Source organism: Haloplanus vescus (genome assembly GCF_900107665.1).
Taxonomy (GTDB): domain Archaea; phylum Halobacteriota; class Halobacteria; order Halobacteriales; family Haloferacaceae; genus Haloplanus; species Haloplanus vescus.
In genome coordinates, this window is record NZ_FNQT01000003.1 from 177,316 (window position 1) to 194,821 (window position 17,506).

Here is a 17,506-nt window from a genome sequence, read left to right on the forward strand (position 1 = left end):
TGACTAAGTAGGTCACACGCCCTCACGCCCCCGACGTATAAACGACCGCACATCCGGTGGACAACCCTTAGGCCGGGTCGCGGGGGAATCGTCGCATGGAGAATCAGGCGTACGACCTGTTGATCGACGGAACGCGGCGACAGGCCGCGTCGACGCTCGCAGTCGAGAACCCGGCGACCGGCGAGACGGTCGGTCGCGTGGCGAAAGGCGACGCGGCCGACGCTGCCGCGGCCATCGACGCCGCCGCCGCTGCGGCCCCGGCGTGGGCCGAGAGCGCGCCCGGCGAGCGCGAAGCACCGCTTCACGCCGTCGCCGATGCCATCGAGGCGGACGACGAACTCGCGACGCTCCTCGCGGCCGAGGCGGGCAAACCCCTCGCCACCGCCGAGGGCGAAGTCGCCGAGACAGCGGCGCAGTTCCGCTTCTACGCGGGTGTGACCGACAAGGTTCGTGGCGACACGATTCCGACGGCGACGAACCGCTTTGCCTACACCAAGCGCTCGCCCTACGGCGTCACCGCCCACGTCGTCCCGTGGAACTACCCGCTCTTGCTCGGGACGCGCGGGTTCGCGAGTGCACTCGCGACGGGGAACACGCTGGTCGTCAAGCCGCCGAGTAACGCCCCTCTCTCGACGATGCGCGTCGGCGAGATGCTCGACGACGCCTTCCCCGACGGCGTCGTCAACGTCGTCCCCGGGCCGGGGAGCGAGGTGGGTGCGGAACTCGCGGGCAGCGCCGGCGTCGACGCCATCACCTTCACCGGGTCGACGGGCGTCGGTCGGGGCGTCCTCGAAGCCGCGGCAGAGCACATCACGCCCGTCGACGTCGAACTCGGGGGGAAGGCCCCCGCCATCGTCCTCCCCGACGCCGACGTGGAGAACGCCGCCCGTGGCGTCGTCGCCGGCATCTTCTCGAACGCCGGTCAGAACTGCGTCGCCACCTCTCGGTGTCTTGTTCACGAGGATATCCACGACGAACTCGTCGACCGAGTCGTCGAGAAGACCCGGCGGATTACGCTCGGCGAGGGAACCGACCCCGAGACGGACATGGGCCCGGTCATCTCCGAGGACGCGCAGGCGGAGGTCCTCGACTACATCGACTCCGCCCGCGACGAGGGCGCGACGCTCCTCACGGGCGGCGAGGTGCCCGACGACCCCGCCCTCGCCGACGGCCACTTCGTCGAGCCGACGGTGTTCGACGACGTGACCCCCGACATGACCATCGCGTGCGAGGAGATTTTCGGGCCGGTGCTGGGCTTCGTCACCGTCTCCTCCGCCGAGGAGGCAATCGAGGTGGCGAACGACTCGCCGTTCGCACTCGCGGCGTCGCTGTGGACAGAGTCCATCGACGCGACCCGAATCGCGGACCGACTGGACCACGGCCTCGTCGCCGTCAACACCTTCCCGGTGTCGATGCCACAGAGTCCGTGGGGCGGGAACAAGGAAAGCGGCATCGGGCGCGAGGGCGGCTTGGAGGGCGTCGAAGCCTTCACCACCGTCGACAGCGTCGTCGTCGAACACGACGACATCGGAGAGCCGTATGAGTGAGACGGTCCTCGTCGGCCAGATAGAACACGAGACGAACACGTTCTCGTCGTTCGAAACGGGGCTGGCCGAGTTCGCGGACGCGTCGCTCCACTACGGTGACGACGTCATCGCCGACCTGGGCGGGACGAACACGGCGGTCGGGGGCTTCCTCCGCGTCGCCGACCGCGAGGACTGGGACGTGGTGCCGACCGTCGCCGCCGACGCCACGCCGGGCGCCCCCGTCACCGCCGAGGCCCGCGAGACACTGCTCGACGAGGTGCTCGCGGGAATCGAGCGGACCGACCCCGACGGCGTCCTGTTGGCGCTTCACGGGGCGATGGTGAGTGACGGCGTCAGCGACGGCGACGGGTACATCCTCGACCAGGTGCGCCGCGCCGTCGGTCCCGACGTGCCCGTGATGGCGTCACTCGACCTCCACGCCAACGTCTCGGACCGGATGGCCCGTCACGCGGACGGCCTGTTCGGCTACGACACGTACCCACACGTCGACATCGGCGATACGGGCGAGACGGCGGCGCAGGCGATGGCCGCGACGCTCCGTGGTGACCTCGACCCGACGGTGGTCGTCGAGCGCGCGCCCCTTCTCCCGCCGCTTCCCGAGCTTCGGACGGAACTCGACCCGATGCGCTCGCTACTCGCGGCGGCCGCCGAAGCGGAAGGCGACCAGCTGCCCGACGTGTCGGTGTTCGGTGGCTTCGCACAGGCCGACGTGGCTCACGCCGGCTTCTCGGTCGTCGGCGTCGCCGACCAGTCAGTCGCCGACGACGCCCGTGAGACGTGTCGGGGCCTCGCGGACGAGGCCTACGACCGGCGCCACGAGTTCGACCGCGAGTACACGAGCGTCGCCGACGCGGCGTCGCGAGCGGCGTCGTGGGACGGCGACGACCCCATTCTCCTCGCGGACATCTCCGACAATCCCGGCGGCGGGAGCGCACAGGACGGCACGGCGTTGCTCGCGGCCCTCCTTGACGCTGGCGTCGAGGACGCGGCGCTGGCGACGATTTACGACCCTGCGACGGTCGACGCGGCAGTCGAGGCGGGTGTCGGTGAGACGGTATCCGTGTCGCTCGGCGGGACGAGCGGCGAGACTGGCGAGCCGCTGGACGTGACGGGGCGGGTGCGTCTCCTCTCGGACGGGGCCTATCGCAACTACGGCCCAATGTCGACCGGACTTCGGGTCTCCTTCGGGCGGACGGCCTGCCTCGAAATCGACGGAATCGACGTGCTCGTCGGCTCGCACCGCCAACAGCCGTACGACCCCGAGGCCTTCCGGAGCCAGGGACTCACGCCCGAGCGTGCGAATGTCCTCGTCCTCAAGAGCACGGTCCACTATCGGGCGGCGTTCGAGCCACTCGTCGACGAGGTGTGTGAGGTGGCGACCCCCGGTCTCTGTAGCCCCGACCTCTCGGCCTTCGCGTACGAGAACGTCCCGCGACCCATCTACCCGCTCGACGAGGACGCGTAGTCGCGCGCGCGACTTAACGGCCCGTCGATATGTGACACAACCGCCTTGCGCCGAAGCGGGAACGTATACCACACGCGGCGGTCACGCCATCTCGCGCACGCGCCGCACGCAAGACCGTGGCTCTCCCACGGCGACAGGACTTCACGCATTATGACAGCGACTCACCAGATGTGGAACGTACCGAATCGAATGCTCTTCGGCTGGGGTGCGGTGGCCGAAATCGGCGACTATCTCGACGAATTCGACGCCGAGCACCCACTCGTCGTCACCGACGAGGGCGTTCGGGCGGCGGGCGTCCTCGACCCCCTCCTCGACGCTATCGAGGAATCGGGGCGGACCTACACCGTCTACGATGGCGTCCAGCCAGACCCGACGGACGTAATCGTTCACGACGCCGCGGCGGCCTACGACGAGGCGGGCGCCGACCTCGTGTTGGGTGTCGGCGGCGGGTCCTCCATCGACACGGCGAAAGCTGCGAGCATCCTCGCGACCAACGACGGCCACATCCTCGATTTCGAGGGGAGTGGCAACGTCCCCAACGACCCGCCACCGAGCGTGTTCGTCCCGACGACGGCGGGCACGGGGAGCGAAGTCGGCCACTGGACCATCGTCAAGGACTCCGAGACATCCATCAAGGAGGAAATCGGTGACGTGAGCCTGCTGGCAGACCTCGCGCTTGTCGACCCGCAGTTGACGGCGAGCGCGCCCGCCCCCGTCAAGGCCGCGACGGGGATGGACGTGCTGACCCACGCCGTCGAAGCCTCCGTCTCCATCAAGGCCCAGAGCCAGACCTCGGCGCTCGCAATCGACTCCATCGAGAAGGTCGGCACCTACCTGCCGCGAGCGGTCGAGTATCGCGGCGGCGACCGCGAGGCGCTGTCGAAGATGGCGCGCGCGAGTTCGCAGGCCGGCATGGCCTTCAACGGCGCGGGACTCGGCGCCGTCCACGCCCTCTCGCATCAGGTCGGCGGCACCTTCGGCGTCCCGCACGGCCTGGCCAACGCCATCCTCCTCCCGTACGTGATGGAGTACAACCTGCCGCAGGTGCCCGAGGAGATGGTGGCCATCGCGTCGGCGCTCGGCGAGGACATCGACCCCGCGAAACCGGCGCGAGCGGAGGCGACGAAGGCGGTCGACGCGGTGCGCCGCCTCGCGGACGACGTCCGGATTCCCGAGACCCTCGCGGAGACGGCGGCGGAGCGCGAAGCGGTCCCGCGCTTGGCGGAGCAGGCGATGGACGACGGCTCGCTCACGGGCAATCCGCGAGCGACCGACGCCGACGACCTCGCCGCCATCCTCGAACGTGCGTTCGACGGGCAGTTCGAGACGATACAGCGATGAGCGTCACGGCAAACCCCGGGACAGCGTCGCATATATACGTCGAGGGGACTGAGGGCGCCTAGTATGCCGTACGCGACTCACTCCGCGGCCGAACGGGCCGCGATGCTCGACGCCGTCGGCGTCGACGACCCCGACGACCTGTTCGACGTACCCGACTCGGTTCGGTTCGACGACGAGTACGGAATCGAGGCCCGGTCGGAGCGGGCGACCCGCGCGACGGTCGAGGGGGCCCTTGAGGACTCCGCGGACATGGTCGAGTTCCTCGGCGGCGGTCACTACGACCACTACGTCCCCTCGGTTGTCGACCACCTCTCGCTTCGCTCGGAGTTTCTCACGAGTTACACGCAGTACCAACCCGAGGTCACGCAGGGCTTCTTGCAGGCGCTCTTCGAGTTCCAGTCGCTCGTCGTCGAACTCACCGGTCTCGGCGTCGCCAACTGTTCGATGTACGACCGCGCGACGGCGCTCGGCGAGGCGGCGCTCCTCGCCGACCGGGTGCGCGCCGTCGACGGCGACCGAGTGCTGGTGCCCGACTCTCTCCCCGACCGGGTGCGGTCCGTCCTCGACAACTACACCGACGGCCCGGACATCGGCGTCGACACCTACCCCACCAGTTCGGGTACGGTCGACGTGGACGCCCTCGCCGACTCCATCGACGACGACGTGTCGATGGTGTACGCCGCGACGCCGAACGCACGCGGCCTGCTCGAACCCGACCTGTCTGCCGTCGGCGACGTGGCCGACGACCACGACGCCCTGTTCTGTGTCGGCACCGACGCCGTGGCGCTGGGACTGCTCGAACCCCCGGCGGCCTACGGCGCAGACGTCGTCGTCGGCGACGCGAGCGTCCTCGGTCTCCCGACCACCTACGGGATGGGCCTCGGCCTCTTCGCCTGCCGCGAGGACTACCTGCGGCAGGTCCCTGGCCGCCTCGTCGGCGCCGGCGAGGACGCCGCAGGCAACCGCGCCTACACCCTGACGCTCCAGACGCGCGAACAGCATATCCGCCGGGAGCGTGCCACCTCGAACATCTGTACGAATCAGGCGTGGCTGGCGCTCCGGGCGGCGATGCACGCCGCGTGGCTCGGCCCCGACGGCCTCGTCGAGTTGGCCGAAACCTGTGTCACTGGGGTTTCCGACGCCTGCGAGCGCATCGACGCTCTCGACGGGTTCACTGCCCCCGTCTACGACGGCCACCACTTCCGCGAGGCGCTGGTGAACTGCGCCGACCCCGACGCCGTCGTCGAGCACTGCCGCGACGAGGGGGTCGCGCTCCGCACCGTCGCCGACGGCGACGACGAGTATCTCGCCGTCTGTGTGACCGACACCAACCGCGAGCAGGTCGATGCGTTGGTCGACGCCCTCGCGGGCTACGGGGGTGGCGAATGAGCGACGACGCCGACGGCGACGTCCCCCACCAGCAGGCGCGCTGGTTCGCGGGCGAGCAGTACGAACCCCTGCTCTCCGAGAAGCGAACCGAGACGGTCGAGGTAGACTCCTCGCTCCCGGACGACCTGACGCGGGACGAACTCGAACTCCCGGCGCCCGCGGAACCGGAGTTGGCGCGTCACTACACGCACCTCTCGCAGATGAACTACGGCGTCGAATCTGGCCCCATCCCGCTGGGGTCGTGTACGATGAAGTACAACCCCTCGTTCACAGAGGACATCGCCGCTCACCCGGGCAACCGCGTGCATCCGCTCCGGGACGACGCCGACAAACAGGGGATTCTCCGCCTCTGTCACGAGCTACAGGACGCCCTCGCGACCATCGGCGGGATGGATGCGGTGACGCTCCAACCGCCCGCGGGCGCCGCGGGCGAGTTCACGGGCATCCAGGTGGCGAAAGCCTACCACGCCGCCGAAGACGACGAGCGCAGCGAGGTCATCGTCCCCGAGTCCGCCCACGGAACCAACTTCGCCAGCGCGGCGATGGCCGGCTACGACGTGGTCGAACTCCCCTCGAACGAGAACGGGCGCGTCGAGGTGGACGCGTTGCGGGCGGCGGTCGGGTCTGAGACGGCGCTCCTGATGCTCACCAACCCCAACACGCTGGGGTTGTTCGAGCGCGATATCGGGGAAATCGCCGACATCGTCCACGACGCTGGCGGACTCCTCTACTACGACGGGGCGAACCTCAACTCCCTGCTCGGGAAGGCCCGCCCCGGCGACATGGGCTTCGACGTGATGCATTTCAACCTGCACAAGACGTTCGCGACGCCTCACGGTGGCGGTGGGCCGGGACAGGGCCCCATCGGCGTCCGGGCCGACCTCGAACCTTTCCTCCCCACGCCGCAGGTCCGCGAAACCGACGCGGGGTACGAGACTTACGCCCCCGCCCAGAGCATCGGGCGCGTCCACGAGTTCTTGGGCAACTGGCTGGTGCTGGTGAAGGCGTACGCCTACATCCTCCGCCACGGCGACGAGGGCCTCGAACGCGTGAGCGAAACGGCCGTCCTCAACGCCAACTACCTCGCTTCCCAGATAGATTACGAGGTGCCCTACGGCCCGTTCCACCACGAGTTCGTCGCGAGTGCAGACGCCGACGCCGCGGACGTGGCGAAGGCGATGCTCGACCACGGCGTCCACCCGCCGACGACGAAGTGGCCCGAAATCGTCGACGAGGCGTTGATGACCGAACCGACCGAGACGGAGTCGAAGGCGCGACTCGACGACTTGGCGGCGGCGTTCGACGCCGTCGCTGCGACCGACCCCGAGGACTTGGCCGAGACGCCGACGGCGACGGCGGCCCGGCGCATCGACCAGGCCGCGGCGGCCCGGACCCCCCGGCTCTCGTGGCACGCCCTCGACGAGGAGTAGCCGGCTTCACTTTTAGGGATATTTTGTGATGGACCCTGCTACTTAACTGGGTGTTCGCCATGGTGTGTTGCGTGACACCGACGCATACGCACCTTCGGGACACCGACCCCGATGTCGCCGAAGCCATCGCTGGAGAGGAGCGCCGTCAGGAGAACAACTTGGAGATGATCGCCTCGGAGAATCACGTCTCCGAAGCGGTGATGGAGGCCCAGGGAAGCGTCATGACGAACAAGTACGCGGAGGGCTATCCGGGCGAGCGCTACTACGGTGGCTGCGAGCACATGGACACCGTCGAGAACCTCGCCATCGACCGCGCGAAGCAGCTGTTCGGCGCCGAGCACGTCAACGTCCAGCCCCACAGCGGGACGCAGGCGAACATGGGCGTCTACTTCGCGATGCTCGACCCGGGCGACAAGATCATGTCGCTCGACCTGAACCACGGCGGCCATCTGAGCCACGGCCACCACGTCAACTTCTCCGGTCAGCTCTACGAGGTCGAACAGTACGGCGTCGACCCCGAGACGGGCTACATCGACTACGACGAGGTAGCGGAGCAGGCCGCCGAGTTCGGCCCCGACATCATCGTCAGCGGGTCCTCGGCATACCCCCGCGAGTTCGAGTGGGACCGCCTCTCCGCCATCGCCGACGACGTCGACGCCCACCACCTCGCCGACATCGCCCACATCACCGGGCTGGTGGCCGCGGGGATTCACTCCTCGCCGGTCGGCTCCGCCGACTTCGTCACCGGGAGCACGCACAAGACCATCCGCGCCGGCCGCGGCGGGATGATAATGACGACCGACGAGCACGCCGACGCGGTGGACAAGGCCATCTTCCCCGGCGGGCAGGGCGGCCCCCTGATGCACAACATCGCGGGCAAAGCGGTCGGCTTCGGCGAGGCACTCGAATCCGACTTCGTCGACTACGCGGAGCAGGTGGTCTCCAACGCCAAGACGCTCGCCGACGTGTTCACCGACGCGGGCATCCAGCCAGTCTCCGGCGGCACGGACAAACACCTCCTCCTCCTCGACCTGCGCGAGTCCCACCCCGACCTGACGGGCGAGGAGGCCGAGGACGCCCTCGACGACGTGGGCATCACCGTCAACAAGAACACGGTGCCCGGCGAGACGCGGTCGCCGTTCGTCACCAGCGGCATTCGCGTCGGGACGCCCGCGCTCACCACCCGTGGCTTCGACGACGACGCCATGGCGACGGTGGGCGAGCTCATCGTCGAACGCCTGAACAACCCCGACGACGCGGACGTGGCGAGCGAGATTCGGGACGAGGTCGACCGCCTCTGTGCCGAGTTCCCCGTCTACGAGTAAGGCGTATAAACGCCCGCCAATCGCCGCCAGTATTTATCCCTGCGGCCCCCGCGTCGTGTAGGCATGGTCGCTACCGAAGCCACGACGGACCCCGAGGTACTGGTCATCGGCGCGGGACCGGGCGGCTACGTCGCCGCCATCCGTGCCGCACAGCGCGGCCTCGACGTGACGCTGGTCGAACGCGACGCCCTCGGCGGCGTCTGCCTCAACCGTGGCTGTATCCCCTCGAAGGCGTACGTCACGGCGACCGACGTGGCCCACGACGCCGCGACGGCGGAGGAGATGGGTATCCACGCCGACCCCGTCGTCGACCTCGCGGCGATGTGTGACTGGAAAGACGGCGTCGTCGACCGACTCACCGGCGGCGTCGAGAAACTCTGCAAGGCAAACGGCGTCACCCTCGTCGAGGGCACGGCGTCGTTCGTCGACGGCGAGACGGTGCGGGTCGACGACGGCGACGAGACGGACACGCTCTCTTTCGACCACTGCATCGTCGCCACCGGGAGTCGCCCCCTCGAACTGCCGGGCTTTCCGTTCGCCGCCGACCCCGTCCTTGACGCGGCGGCGGCGCTCGAACTGTCTTCCGTCCCCGACCGCCTCGTCGTCGTCGGCGCGGGCTACATCGGGATGGAGCTGTCGACGGTGTTCGCGAAGCTCGGGACCGACGTGACCATCGTGGAGGCACTCGATAGCGTCCTGCCGGGCTACGAGGACGACGTGGCGCGCGTGGTGCGAAAGCGTGCCGAGTCGCTGGGCGTCGACTTCCACTTCGGGGAGCGCGCGACGGGGTGGCGCGACGCCGCCGACGGCGGTATCGTCGTCACTACCGAGTCCGACGACGGCACGGAGTCGACCCACGGCGCCGACCGCGTCCTCGTCGCGGTGGGGCGAACGCCCGTCACCGACGCGCTCGACCCCGAGAACGCGGGGCTCGAGCCGACCGAGAACGGCGCACTCGAGACGGACGAGCGCTGCGAGACGGCGGTGGACGGCATCTACGCCGTCGGCGACGTGGCGGGCGAACCGATGCTCGCCCACGTCGCGTCGGCCGAGGGCGTCGTCGCCGCGGAGGCCATCGCCGGTGAGCCTGCGGCGTTCGACGCGCAGGCGATTCCCGCCGCGGTGTTCACCGACCCCGAGATTGCGACGGTCGGCCTGACCGAATCGGAAGCCGAGGCGGAGGGGTTCGACCCCGTCGTGGGCGAGATGCCGCTTCGGTCCAGCGGGCGGGCGCTCACCACGGGCGACACCGAGGGGTTCGTCCGCGTCGTCGCCAGCGCGGACGGCTTCCTCATCGGCGCCCAAATCGTCGCCCCCGAGGCGTCAGAACTGATAGCGGAGCCGACTCTCGGCATCGAGATGGGGGCGACGCTGGAGGACGTGGCGGCTACGATTCACACCCACCCGACCCTCTCCGAGGCGGTGATGGAGGCCGCCGAAAACGCACTCGGGCAGGCCATCCACACGCTCAACCGATAGTCGCCGTCCGTCAATATGTCCCGATAGGAACAACTACTGGAACGCTGTCACGTTCCGGGGAAAATCGGGCGACTGCGACGCGATAGAGTCGGTTTCGTAACGATACGTGAGTCGTCGTCAAGGCTTTGCCGAACAGCAAAGTCTAATGGGGTGGCGACTCAACGTTTCGCCTGATGCCCACGGTAGAATACCTCAATTACGAAGTGCTGGACGATCAGGGCTGGGACATGGACGACGACGACCTCTTCGAGAAGGCCGCCGACTCCGACCTCGGTGAAGAGGACTACGGCTCGCTCGAAGTCAACGAGGGCGAGTACGTCCTCGAAGCGGCCGAGGCCCAGGGCTACGACTGGCCCTTCTCGTGCCGCGCCGGCGCCTGTGCGAACTGTGCCGCCATCGTCAAGGAGGGCGATCTGGACATGGACATGCAGCAGATCCTCTCCGACGAGGAAGTCGAGGAGAAGAACGTTCGGCTGACCTGCATCGGCAGCCCGACGGCGGACGAGGTCAAACTCGTCTTCAACGCGAAGCACCTCGACTACCTCCAGAACCGCGTCATCTAAGCCGGTTCAGGCGGTTTTCGCAGCTCCCCAATTTTTATCGACGACGCCCTTCGAGGCCCCGCCTCGCCGTTCGCCCGACCGGAAACCCTAATTCGATGCCGCGTCCCTACCCGACATGCTCGCGGCGACGACGGACCTGTTGCGACTGCTCGCGGTGCCGGCGCTCGGCTGGGCGGCGTGGCGCGACGTTCGCACGCGGCGCCTCCCCAACTGGCTGTGGTACCCGCTCGCCGCCATCGGCGTGGTGACGCTCCTGGTCGACGCCGGCGCCCACCTCCCGATGACGGGCGTCGCCGACCGCCTGTTCTTCGTCCGCGTCGGCGTCAGCCTCCTCGTCTTGATTCCGCTCGCCTACGGCCTCTGGTGGTTCGGCGGGTTCGGCGGCGCCGACGCCAAGGCGCTGATGACGCTCGCCCTCCTCTTTCCCACCTATCCCGTCCTCTATCTCTCGACCGACGCCCTGCCGCTCGTGGCGACGACGCTCGGCGTGTTCTCGCTGACCGTGCTGACCAACGCGGTGCTCATCGGGTTGGCCTACCCGCTCTATCTCGGCGCTCGGAACGCACTCCGCGGCGACCGCTCACTGCTCATGTTCGTCGGGCGGCGAACCTCGGTGACTGCGCTCACCCACGAGCACGGCCGACTGTTCGAGACGCCCGAGGGGTTCACTCGCCACGGCCTCGACCTCGACGCCCTCCGAATGTACCTGCGGTGGCGGGGGACGACGCTTGCCGACCTCCGCGAGTCGCCCGCGGCCCACCGCGACCCCGCGAGCGTCGACGAGACACACGACCCGACCGACGGCGCCGTCGACGCCGAGGCGACAGTCGGGGACGCGTCGGCCGACACCGCCCCCGACTTCGACGCCGAGTACGACGACCCGTGGGCCGCCGAGCGCTTCCTCGACGATATCGAGGGCTCGGCCTACGGCACCTCGCCCGAGACGCTCCGCGAGGGGCTTCGCGTCGTGACCACCCGTGACACCGTCTGGCTCTCGCCGGGCATCCCGTTCATCGTCCCCGTCTTCCTCGGGTTGGTGGTCGGGCTGACGTACGGCGACCTGCTGTTCGGACTGCTTCGGGCGCTCGGACTGGTCTGAAATCCGCACCCCTCCGCCGGAGTGACACAAGACCTATCGGTCGAGCCACCCTGGGTCGGCCATGACCGTCGAGGTAGATTTCGGAGCCGAGGGCCTCGTCCCCGCCATCGCACAGGACGCCGACTCCGGCGAGGTGTTGATGCTGGCGTACGTCTCGCCCGAGGCGCTCGAACGCACCCGCGAGACGGGGCGCGCTCACTACTACTCCCGGAGCCGTGACGAACTCTGGGAGAAGGGAGCGACGAGCGGCCACGTCCAACACGTCGAGGAGGTGCGCGTCGACTGTGACGCCGACACCCTCCTCTATCTCGTCGATCAGGACGGCGGCGCCTGCCACACCGGCCACCGCTCCTGTTTCTACCGCACCGTCGAGGGCGACCACGTCGGGGAGCGCGTCTTCGACCCCGACGAGGTGTACGACGACGAATGAGCGAGGGCACCGACCACGCCGACCGACTCCGCGAGGCGTATCAACGCCTGACCGACGCTCGCGACGCCGTCGCGGACCACGGCGAGGACCGCCTGCGCGCGGTGCGAGACGCCCACACCGAGGCGACGGACCTCCTCGACCGCTACGAGGAGACAGCGACCGGCACCGGCGACTTCCAGTCGTTCGTCGAGTTTCAGGAGTCGTTCGTCCAGCTGGTCGAGGGCCTCCCCGACGACTTGCTTGCCCGCGACGCGTTCGAGGCGGCCAACGAGCATCTCGACCAGCGCCGACTCGACGAGGGCGACTTCGAGCGCGCCCGCGAGCTGCTCGGCCCGGCGACGGAGTACACCGCGCTGCTCTCGGAGCGCGAACGCGCCGAAGAGCGGTACGAGACCGTCGAACGCGAGGCCGAGCGGCGACTGCGCGACCTCGAGGACCGAATCGACCACCTGACGCGCCTCCAGCGACTCGGTGACGCCGACCTCGACGCCCCCGTCGAGAACCTGCGCGACCCGGTCGAGGACTACAACGAGACGGTGCGCGAGGCGTGGCAGGAATTCCGACGCGAGGCCAGCGCTCGCGAGGTGTTCCGGGTCGTCGAGGCGAGTCAGGCCTACCCCCTCGCCGCCTTTCCCTCGCCGCCGCCGGACATCCGGGAGTACGTCGAGACGTACGACGCCGGGATGGAGCCGATTCCTACGCTCCTCACGTACGCCGACTACTCCGCCTCGAAACTCGACCACTACGTCGACGACCCCGGCGCGCTCCGGACGCGCGTCGCGACCCACAGGACCTATCTGGAGCGCCTCGACGCCGACCCGCTGACGGTGGCGTGGCCGCCCGCGAGCGCCTCCCACCTCCGCCACCGCGCGGGCGAACTCGTCTCGGTCGTCGCGCGCTTCGCGGACGATGACGCCATCGCCGCCGCGCGTCACCTCCGGCGACTCCCCGACCAAGTCGACTACGAGCGCCTGCGGGAGGCGGCGCTCGCCCGCGACGAACTCGACGCCGACGAGCGCGAGCGACTGACGAGTGGCGAGGTCGAAGCCGACTTGGCCGCCGCTCGCGAGGAACGCGACCGGATAGCGACAGCGCTCGACGAGTACGCGGTGTGAGTTAGTCGGTCAGGTGCGCGTGCACATCGTCGACGAGCGTCGCCGCCCGCTCTTTTTCGCGCGCTTCGGCGTAGATACGGACCTTGGGTTCGGTCCCGCTCGGCCGGACGAGCACCCACGCGTCCCCGTAGTCGAGCCGATAGCCGTCGGTCGTGTTCAGGTCGGCGTCGGCCTCGCGGGCGTACGCCTCCGCGGCGTCGAGGAGGCGGTCACGCTCCGCGTCGCCGTCGTACTCGACCGCGTCGCGGACGAGGTGGTAGCCGGCGTAGGGGGCGACCACCTCGCTCGCGGGCGCGTCGGCCGCGGCGAGGCGTTCGAGGAACTTCGCGGCGATGTAGGGACCGTCCCGCGTCAGGCGATGGCCCGGGAAGAACACGCCGCCGTTGCCCTCGCCCGCGATTGGCACCTTTTGCCCCGCTTCGCGACACTTCCGCACCCGCGTGACGATGTGTGCCGCGCCGATGGGCGTGAGTTCGAGACTCGCGCCCGCGGCGTCGACAGCGTCGACGACTCGCTGGGAGACGTTGACCGCGGCGACGACGGTGTCGCCCGCCGCGAGTTCGGCGGCAGCGAGCGCGGCGAAGGAGGTGTCGCCGTCTATCATCGCCCCCGTCTCGTCGACGAAGATGGCCCGGTCGGCGTCGCCGTCGTGTGCGACCCCCACGTCGGCGTCCGTCGAGCGGACGAGCCGTCGGAGCGCGCCGAGGTTCTCGGGCACCGGTTCCGGGTCGCGGCCGGGGAAGCGCCCGTCCGGGTCAGCGTTGACCGTCCGGACCGCACAGCCGAGTTCGCGGACGAAGTCTGGCGACACGGCCGACCCAGCGCCGTGGCCGGGGTCGATGGCGACGGTGAGGTCGGCGTCCGCGATGGCGTCGGTGTCGACACCGGCCCGCATGTCGGCCCGGTAGTCCGCGGCCACGCCGTCGACGGGGCGACTCGTCCCCACCGCGTCCCACGCCGCGAGCGACTCGGTCTCTGCGAAAATCCGGTCTTCGACGCGCCCGTAGCCGTCGACGGACAGCTCCGTCCCGTCCGCGCCGAGGAGTTTGATGCCGTTGTACTCCGGCGGGTTGTGGGAGGCGGTGATGTGGACGGCGGGCACGCCCTCGCGCTCGCAGTAGTAGGAGACGGCGGGCGTGGGGAGAATGCCCAGTCGGTCCACGTCGGCGCCGGCCGCGGTGAGCGTCCCGGCGGCGACGTCGGTGAACGCCTCACCCGAGTCGCGCGTGTCCCGAGCGACGGCGACCCGGTCGGCGTCCCAGACGGCCGCGGCCGCCGCCGACACGTCGCGAACGAGCGTCGGCGTGAACGTCTCCCCGACGACGCCGCGCGTCCCGCTCGACCCGAACAGTTCCATTGCCGGGGAGTCGACGGCCGGGCCACAAATCCGTTCCGCCTGCGGGCGGCGCGGCGGCCCCCGAACGGTGGGTTTAGGCCGCCGCCCCGCCCACGCCCCGATATGCCCCAGTTCTCGACGTTCGAGGTGATTCCCGCCGTCGACATGCAGGACGGCGAGGTGGTGCAACTGGTACAGGGAGAGCGAGGGACCGAGACGCGCTACGGCGACCCCGTCGAGGCGGCGACGCGGTGGGTCGACGCCGGCGCGCGCACCCTCCATCTGGTCGACCTCGACGGCGCCTTCGAGGGGGAACGCGCCAACGCCGACGCCGTCGAGGCCGTCGTCGACGCCGTGGACGTGCCCGTCCAACTCGGTGGCGGCATCCGCACCGCCGAAGACGCCATCTCTCTGCTCGACCGGGGCGTCGACCGGGTGATCCTCGGGACGGCCGCCGTCGAGAACCCCGACATCGTCCGCGAGATCAGCGAGGAACGGCCGGGGAGCGTCGTTGTCAGCCTCGACGCGAAAGGCGACGAGGTGGTCGTCTCGGGGTGGACCGAAGGGACGGGCCTCGACCCCGTCGAGGCCGCGGGGCGGTACGCCGACCTCGGCGCGGCGGCCATCCTCTTCACCGACGTTGACGTGGAGGGGACACGTGACGGCGTGCGCGCCGACCGCATCGAACGCCTCGCCGACGCCGTGGATATTCCCGTCATCGCCAGCGGTGGCGTCGCGACGCTGGACGACGTGCGGGCGTGTCGCGAGGCGGGCGCCGCGGCCGTCGTCGTCGGCACCGCGCTCTACGAGGGGGCGTTCACCCTCGCCGAGGCGATGGACGCGTAGCAGGCGCAACCGACTTACGCCCGCCCTGCGAGAATCGGCTATGGACCGCACCGCCGCCCGGACCCGCGAAACCGCGGAGACGACCATCGAGGTGACCCTCGACGTGGACGGCGAGGGCGACGCCCGCGTCGACACGGGTATCGGCTTCTTCGACCACATGCTCGAGTCGTTCGCCAAGCACGGCCTGTTCGACCTGACCGTCGACTGCGACGGTGACCTCCACATCGACGACCACCATACCGTCGAGGACGTGGCGCTGGTCGTCGGCGCGGCCTTCGAGGACGCCCTCGGCGACAAGCGGGGCATCCGCCGCTTCGCCGACCGCCGAATCCCCCTCGACGAAGCCGTCGCGTCTGTCGTCCTCGACGTGAGCGGGCGCCCCCTCTTTCGCTTCGACGGCGAGTTCTCCGAGGAGCGCGTCGGCGAGTTCACGACGGTCATGGCCCGGCACTTCGCGCGCTCGCTGGCGATGGAAGCCGGCCTCACGCTCCACGCCGAGGTGACCGGCGAGAACGCCCACCACGAGGTGGAGGCGCTGTTCAAGGCGCTCGCGCGCACCCTGGACGACGCCACCCGAATCGACGAGCGTCGCTCGGACACGCCGAGCACGAAGGGCGAACTGTAGCAACGACTGCTGACGTAGGTTCTTTCGACGCCCGTCGTTAACTATTTGATTGCGGGGGGTGAGTAGCCGGGTATGCAGGCGTTCGAACGGCTCGAAAGCGACACATCGAAACTGGTCGTGCTGTACCTGCACCGCGTCGGCGACGCCACGCCCGACCGGATTGCAGAGCGACTGCGACTCCCGCTTTTGACCGTCCTCGCAACCGTCAGCCACCTCGACGACGAGGGAATCGTTCGCCGTCTGGAGGGCTCCGACCGTGTCGTCCTCGCGGAGCACGCCCCCGAGCAGCGATTCCCCGCCGACCGCATCCGCGACGCCGTCTGACCGGGGCGGGCACCCCGCGTCGTCGCCGGAGCCGAGGGTATATCAACTGTCCCGGACAACGCCCGACGACGAATGTTCGACGAGATTATGGAGAAATTCGAGGGGAGCCCGAGCCAGCAGGCGGTGATTCGGCTCCTCCTCGAACGCGGCTTCTCCGTCAACGACGAGGGTCGCGTCGTCTCCGGCGGGATAGAGATTCCCAACACGGGAATCGCCCGCGAAATCGACGTTGACCGGCGGGTGGTCGACTCCACCACCGACGCCATCCTCGACGACCCCGAACTCCGGCGCATCTTCCAGAACATCACCGCCATCCCGAGTCTGATGGACCTCGCGCCCGTTCTCGACTTGGCCGTCCTCACCGTCTGGGTCGACGACGAAACCGAATCGGGCATCGTCGCCGACGTGACGGGGACCATCGCCGACCACGACATCTCCATCCGGCAGGTCATCAGCGAAGACCCCGAGTTCGTCGACGACCCCAAACTGTACGTCATCACGGACGCCAGCCTCCCCGGCGACCTGCTGGTCGAGATTCGAGAACTGCCCTACGTTCGCCGGCTCGAGTTCTGATGAGCGACGCCGACGCCGAGGCGTACCTGACCGTCGCCGAACGCGGCCAAGCCGAGTTCGAGGTGAAGGGCTCGGAGTTCATCGGCCACGTCGCCCCCGCCGACTCCCTCGCCGAGGCAGAGGCGTTCGTGAGCGAGGTGCGCGACGCCTACGCCGACGCCACGCACAACGTCCCCGCGTACCGCGTCCCCGAGGGCGACATGCTCCGCGAGTGGGCGAGCGACGACGGCGAACCCACCAATTCGGCGGGCAAGCCCGCGCTGAACGTCCTCGTCCAGCGAGAGGTGCGCAACGTCGTCGCCGTCGTGACGCGGTACTACGGCGGCGTCAACCTCGGCGTCGGCGGGTTGGCCCGCGCCTACGCCCGCGGCGTGAGCGACGCCGTCGACGAGGCGGGCGTCGTCGAAGAACGCCCCCATGAGCGGTTCACCGTCACCGTCGAGTACGACGACTCCGGTACCGTCCGGGGCATCCTCGAAAGTGCGGGCGCCGAGTTCGACGCCGCCTACGAGGCCGACGTGACGTTCGACGTGCGCGTCCCCATCGACGAGGCGGACGCCCTCCGTGACCGACTCCGGAGCGCGACCGGCGGGCGGGTCAAGTTGCCGTGACGTACGGA

General features: G+C 69.4%; 17 protein-coding genes. 16 read left to right on the top strand and 1 reads right to left on the bottom strand.

Annotation, left to right across the window (positions count from 1 at the left end; translation table 11 throughout):
• Positions 1–95 precede the first annotated feature (95 nt).
• From BLU18_RS10845 to BLU18_RS10895, 11 genes are all read left to right on the top strand, one after another.
• On the top strand, positions 96–1,547 hold the full coding sequence (locus tag BLU18_RS10845) for an aldehyde dehydrogenase family protein (RefSeq protein ID WP_092634926.1): 1,452 nt from the start codon (positions 96–98) through the stop codon (positions 1,545–1,547).
• Entirely contained in the window at positions 1,540–3,012 is a 1,473-nt protein-coding gene (locus BLU18_RS10850; RefSeq protein ID WP_092634928.1) for a M81 family metallopeptidase, read from the top strand. The genes BLU18_RS10845 and BLU18_RS10850 overlap by 8 nt, the downstream gene beginning before the upstream one ends.
• A gap of 150 nt (positions 3,013–3,162) precedes the next feature.
• Positions 3,163–4,353 (top strand): iron-containing alcohol dehydrogenase family protein, encoded by a 1,191-nt coding sequence (locus tag BLU18_RS10855; protein ID WP_245697946.1) that lies wholly within the window; start codon positions 3,163–3,165, stop codon positions 4,351–4,353.
• A gap of 63 nt (positions 4,354–4,416) precedes the next feature.
• Positions 4,417–5,742 carry an aminomethyl-transferring glycine dehydrogenase subunit GcvPA gene (gene gcvPA / locus BLU18_RS10860; RefSeq protein WP_092634932.1) on the top strand — a complete coding sequence of 442 codons (1,326 nt, stop codon included), beginning with the start codon at positions 4,417–4,419 and terminating at the stop codon, positions 5,740–5,742.
• On the top strand, positions 5,739–7,172 hold the full coding sequence (gcvPB, locus tag BLU18_RS10865) for an aminomethyl-transferring glycine dehydrogenase subunit GcvPB (protein ID WP_092634934.1): 1,434 nt from the start codon (positions 5,739–5,741) through the stop codon (positions 7,170–7,172). Before gcvPA ends, gcvPB begins: the two co-directional genes overlap by 4 nt.
• Before the next feature lie 71 nt (positions 7,173–7,243).
• Positions 7,244–8,497 (top strand): serine hydroxymethyltransferase, encoded by a 1,254-nt coding sequence (gene glyA / locus BLU18_RS10870; protein WP_281241038.1) that lies wholly within the window; start codon positions 7,244–7,246, stop codon positions 8,495–8,497.
• Positions 8,498–8,560: 63 nt separating this feature from the next.
• Positions 8,561–9,976, top strand: coding sequence for a dihydrolipoyl dehydrogenase (gene lpdA / locus BLU18_RS10875; protein ID WP_092634936.1), 1,416 nt, complete (start codon positions 8,561–8,563; stop codon positions 9,974–9,976).
• Between the two features lie 173 nt (positions 9,977–10,149).
• Positions 10,150–10,539: a ferredoxin Fer gene (gene fer, locus BLU18_RS10880; protein WP_092634938.1), complete on the top strand. Its 390-nt coding sequence runs from the start codon at positions 10,150–10,152 to the stop codon at positions 10,537–10,539.
• 115 nt (positions 10,540–10,654) lie between these two features.
• Positions 10,655–11,638 (top strand): A24 family peptidase, encoded by a 984-nt coding sequence (locus BLU18_RS10885; RefSeq protein ID WP_092634940.1) that lies wholly within the window; start codon positions 10,655–10,657, stop codon positions 11,636–11,638.
• 61 nt (positions 11,639–11,699) lie between these two features.
• Positions 11,700–12,068, top strand: coding sequence for a phosphoribosyl-AMP cyclohydrolase (gene hisI / locus BLU18_RS10890; protein WP_092634942.1), 369 nt, complete (start codon positions 11,700–11,702; stop codon positions 12,066–12,068).
• Positions 12,065–13,183, top strand: coding sequence for a DUF7118 family protein (locus BLU18_RS10895; RefSeq protein ID WP_092634944.1), 1,119 nt, complete (start codon positions 12,065–12,067; stop codon positions 13,181–13,183). The genes hisI and BLU18_RS10895 overlap by 4 nt, the downstream gene beginning before the upstream one ends.
• Before the next feature lies 1 nt (position 13,184).
• On the opposite strand, the gene glmM is transcribed toward BLU18_RS10895, so the two are convergent.
• Entirely contained in the window at positions 13,185–14,540 is a 1,356-nt protein-coding gene (glmM, locus tag BLU18_RS10900; RefSeq protein ID WP_092634946.1) for a phosphoglucosamine mutase, read from the bottom strand.
• Positions 14,541–14,642: 102 nt separating this feature from the next.
• Between glmM and hisA the strand changes: the two genes are divergently transcribed.
• The 5 genes from hisA (at position 14,643) to BLU18_RS10925 (ending at position 17,498) form a co-directional block, all read left to right on the top strand.
• On the top strand, positions 14,643–15,365 hold the full coding sequence (gene hisA, locus BLU18_RS10905) for a 1-(5-phosphoribosyl)-5-[(5-phosphoribosylamino)methylideneamino]imidazole-4-carboxamide isomerase (RefSeq protein WP_092634948.1): 723 nt from the start codon (positions 14,643–14,645) through the stop codon (positions 15,363–15,365).
• Between the two features lie 40 nt (positions 15,366–15,405).
• On the top strand, positions 15,406–15,990 hold the full coding sequence (hisB, locus tag BLU18_RS10910; RefSeq protein WP_092634950.1) for an imidazoleglycerol-phosphate dehydratase HisB: 585 nt from the start codon (positions 15,406–15,408) through the stop codon (positions 15,988–15,990).
• Between the two features lie 72 nt (positions 15,991–16,062).
• Positions 16,063–16,314 (top strand): hypothetical protein, encoded by a 252-nt coding sequence (locus tag BLU18_RS10915; protein WP_092634952.1) that lies wholly within the window; start codon positions 16,063–16,065, stop codon positions 16,312–16,314.
• Positions 16,315–16,386: 72 nt separating this feature from the next.
• Positions 16,387–16,887 carry a TrpY family transcription regulator gene (locus BLU18_RS10920; protein ID WP_092634954.1) on the top strand — a complete coding sequence of 167 codons (501 nt, stop codon included), beginning with the start codon at positions 16,387–16,389 and terminating at the stop codon, positions 16,885–16,887.
• The gene (locus BLU18_RS10925; RefSeq protein WP_092634956.1) at positions 16,887–17,498 is read left to right on the top strand and encodes an IMPACT family protein; all 612 of its coding nucleotides are present in this window, start codon (positions 16,887–16,889) and stop codon (positions 17,496–17,498) included. Before BLU18_RS10920 ends, BLU18_RS10925 begins: the two co-directional genes overlap by 1 nt.
• Positions 17,499–17,506 lie beyond the last annotated feature (8 nt).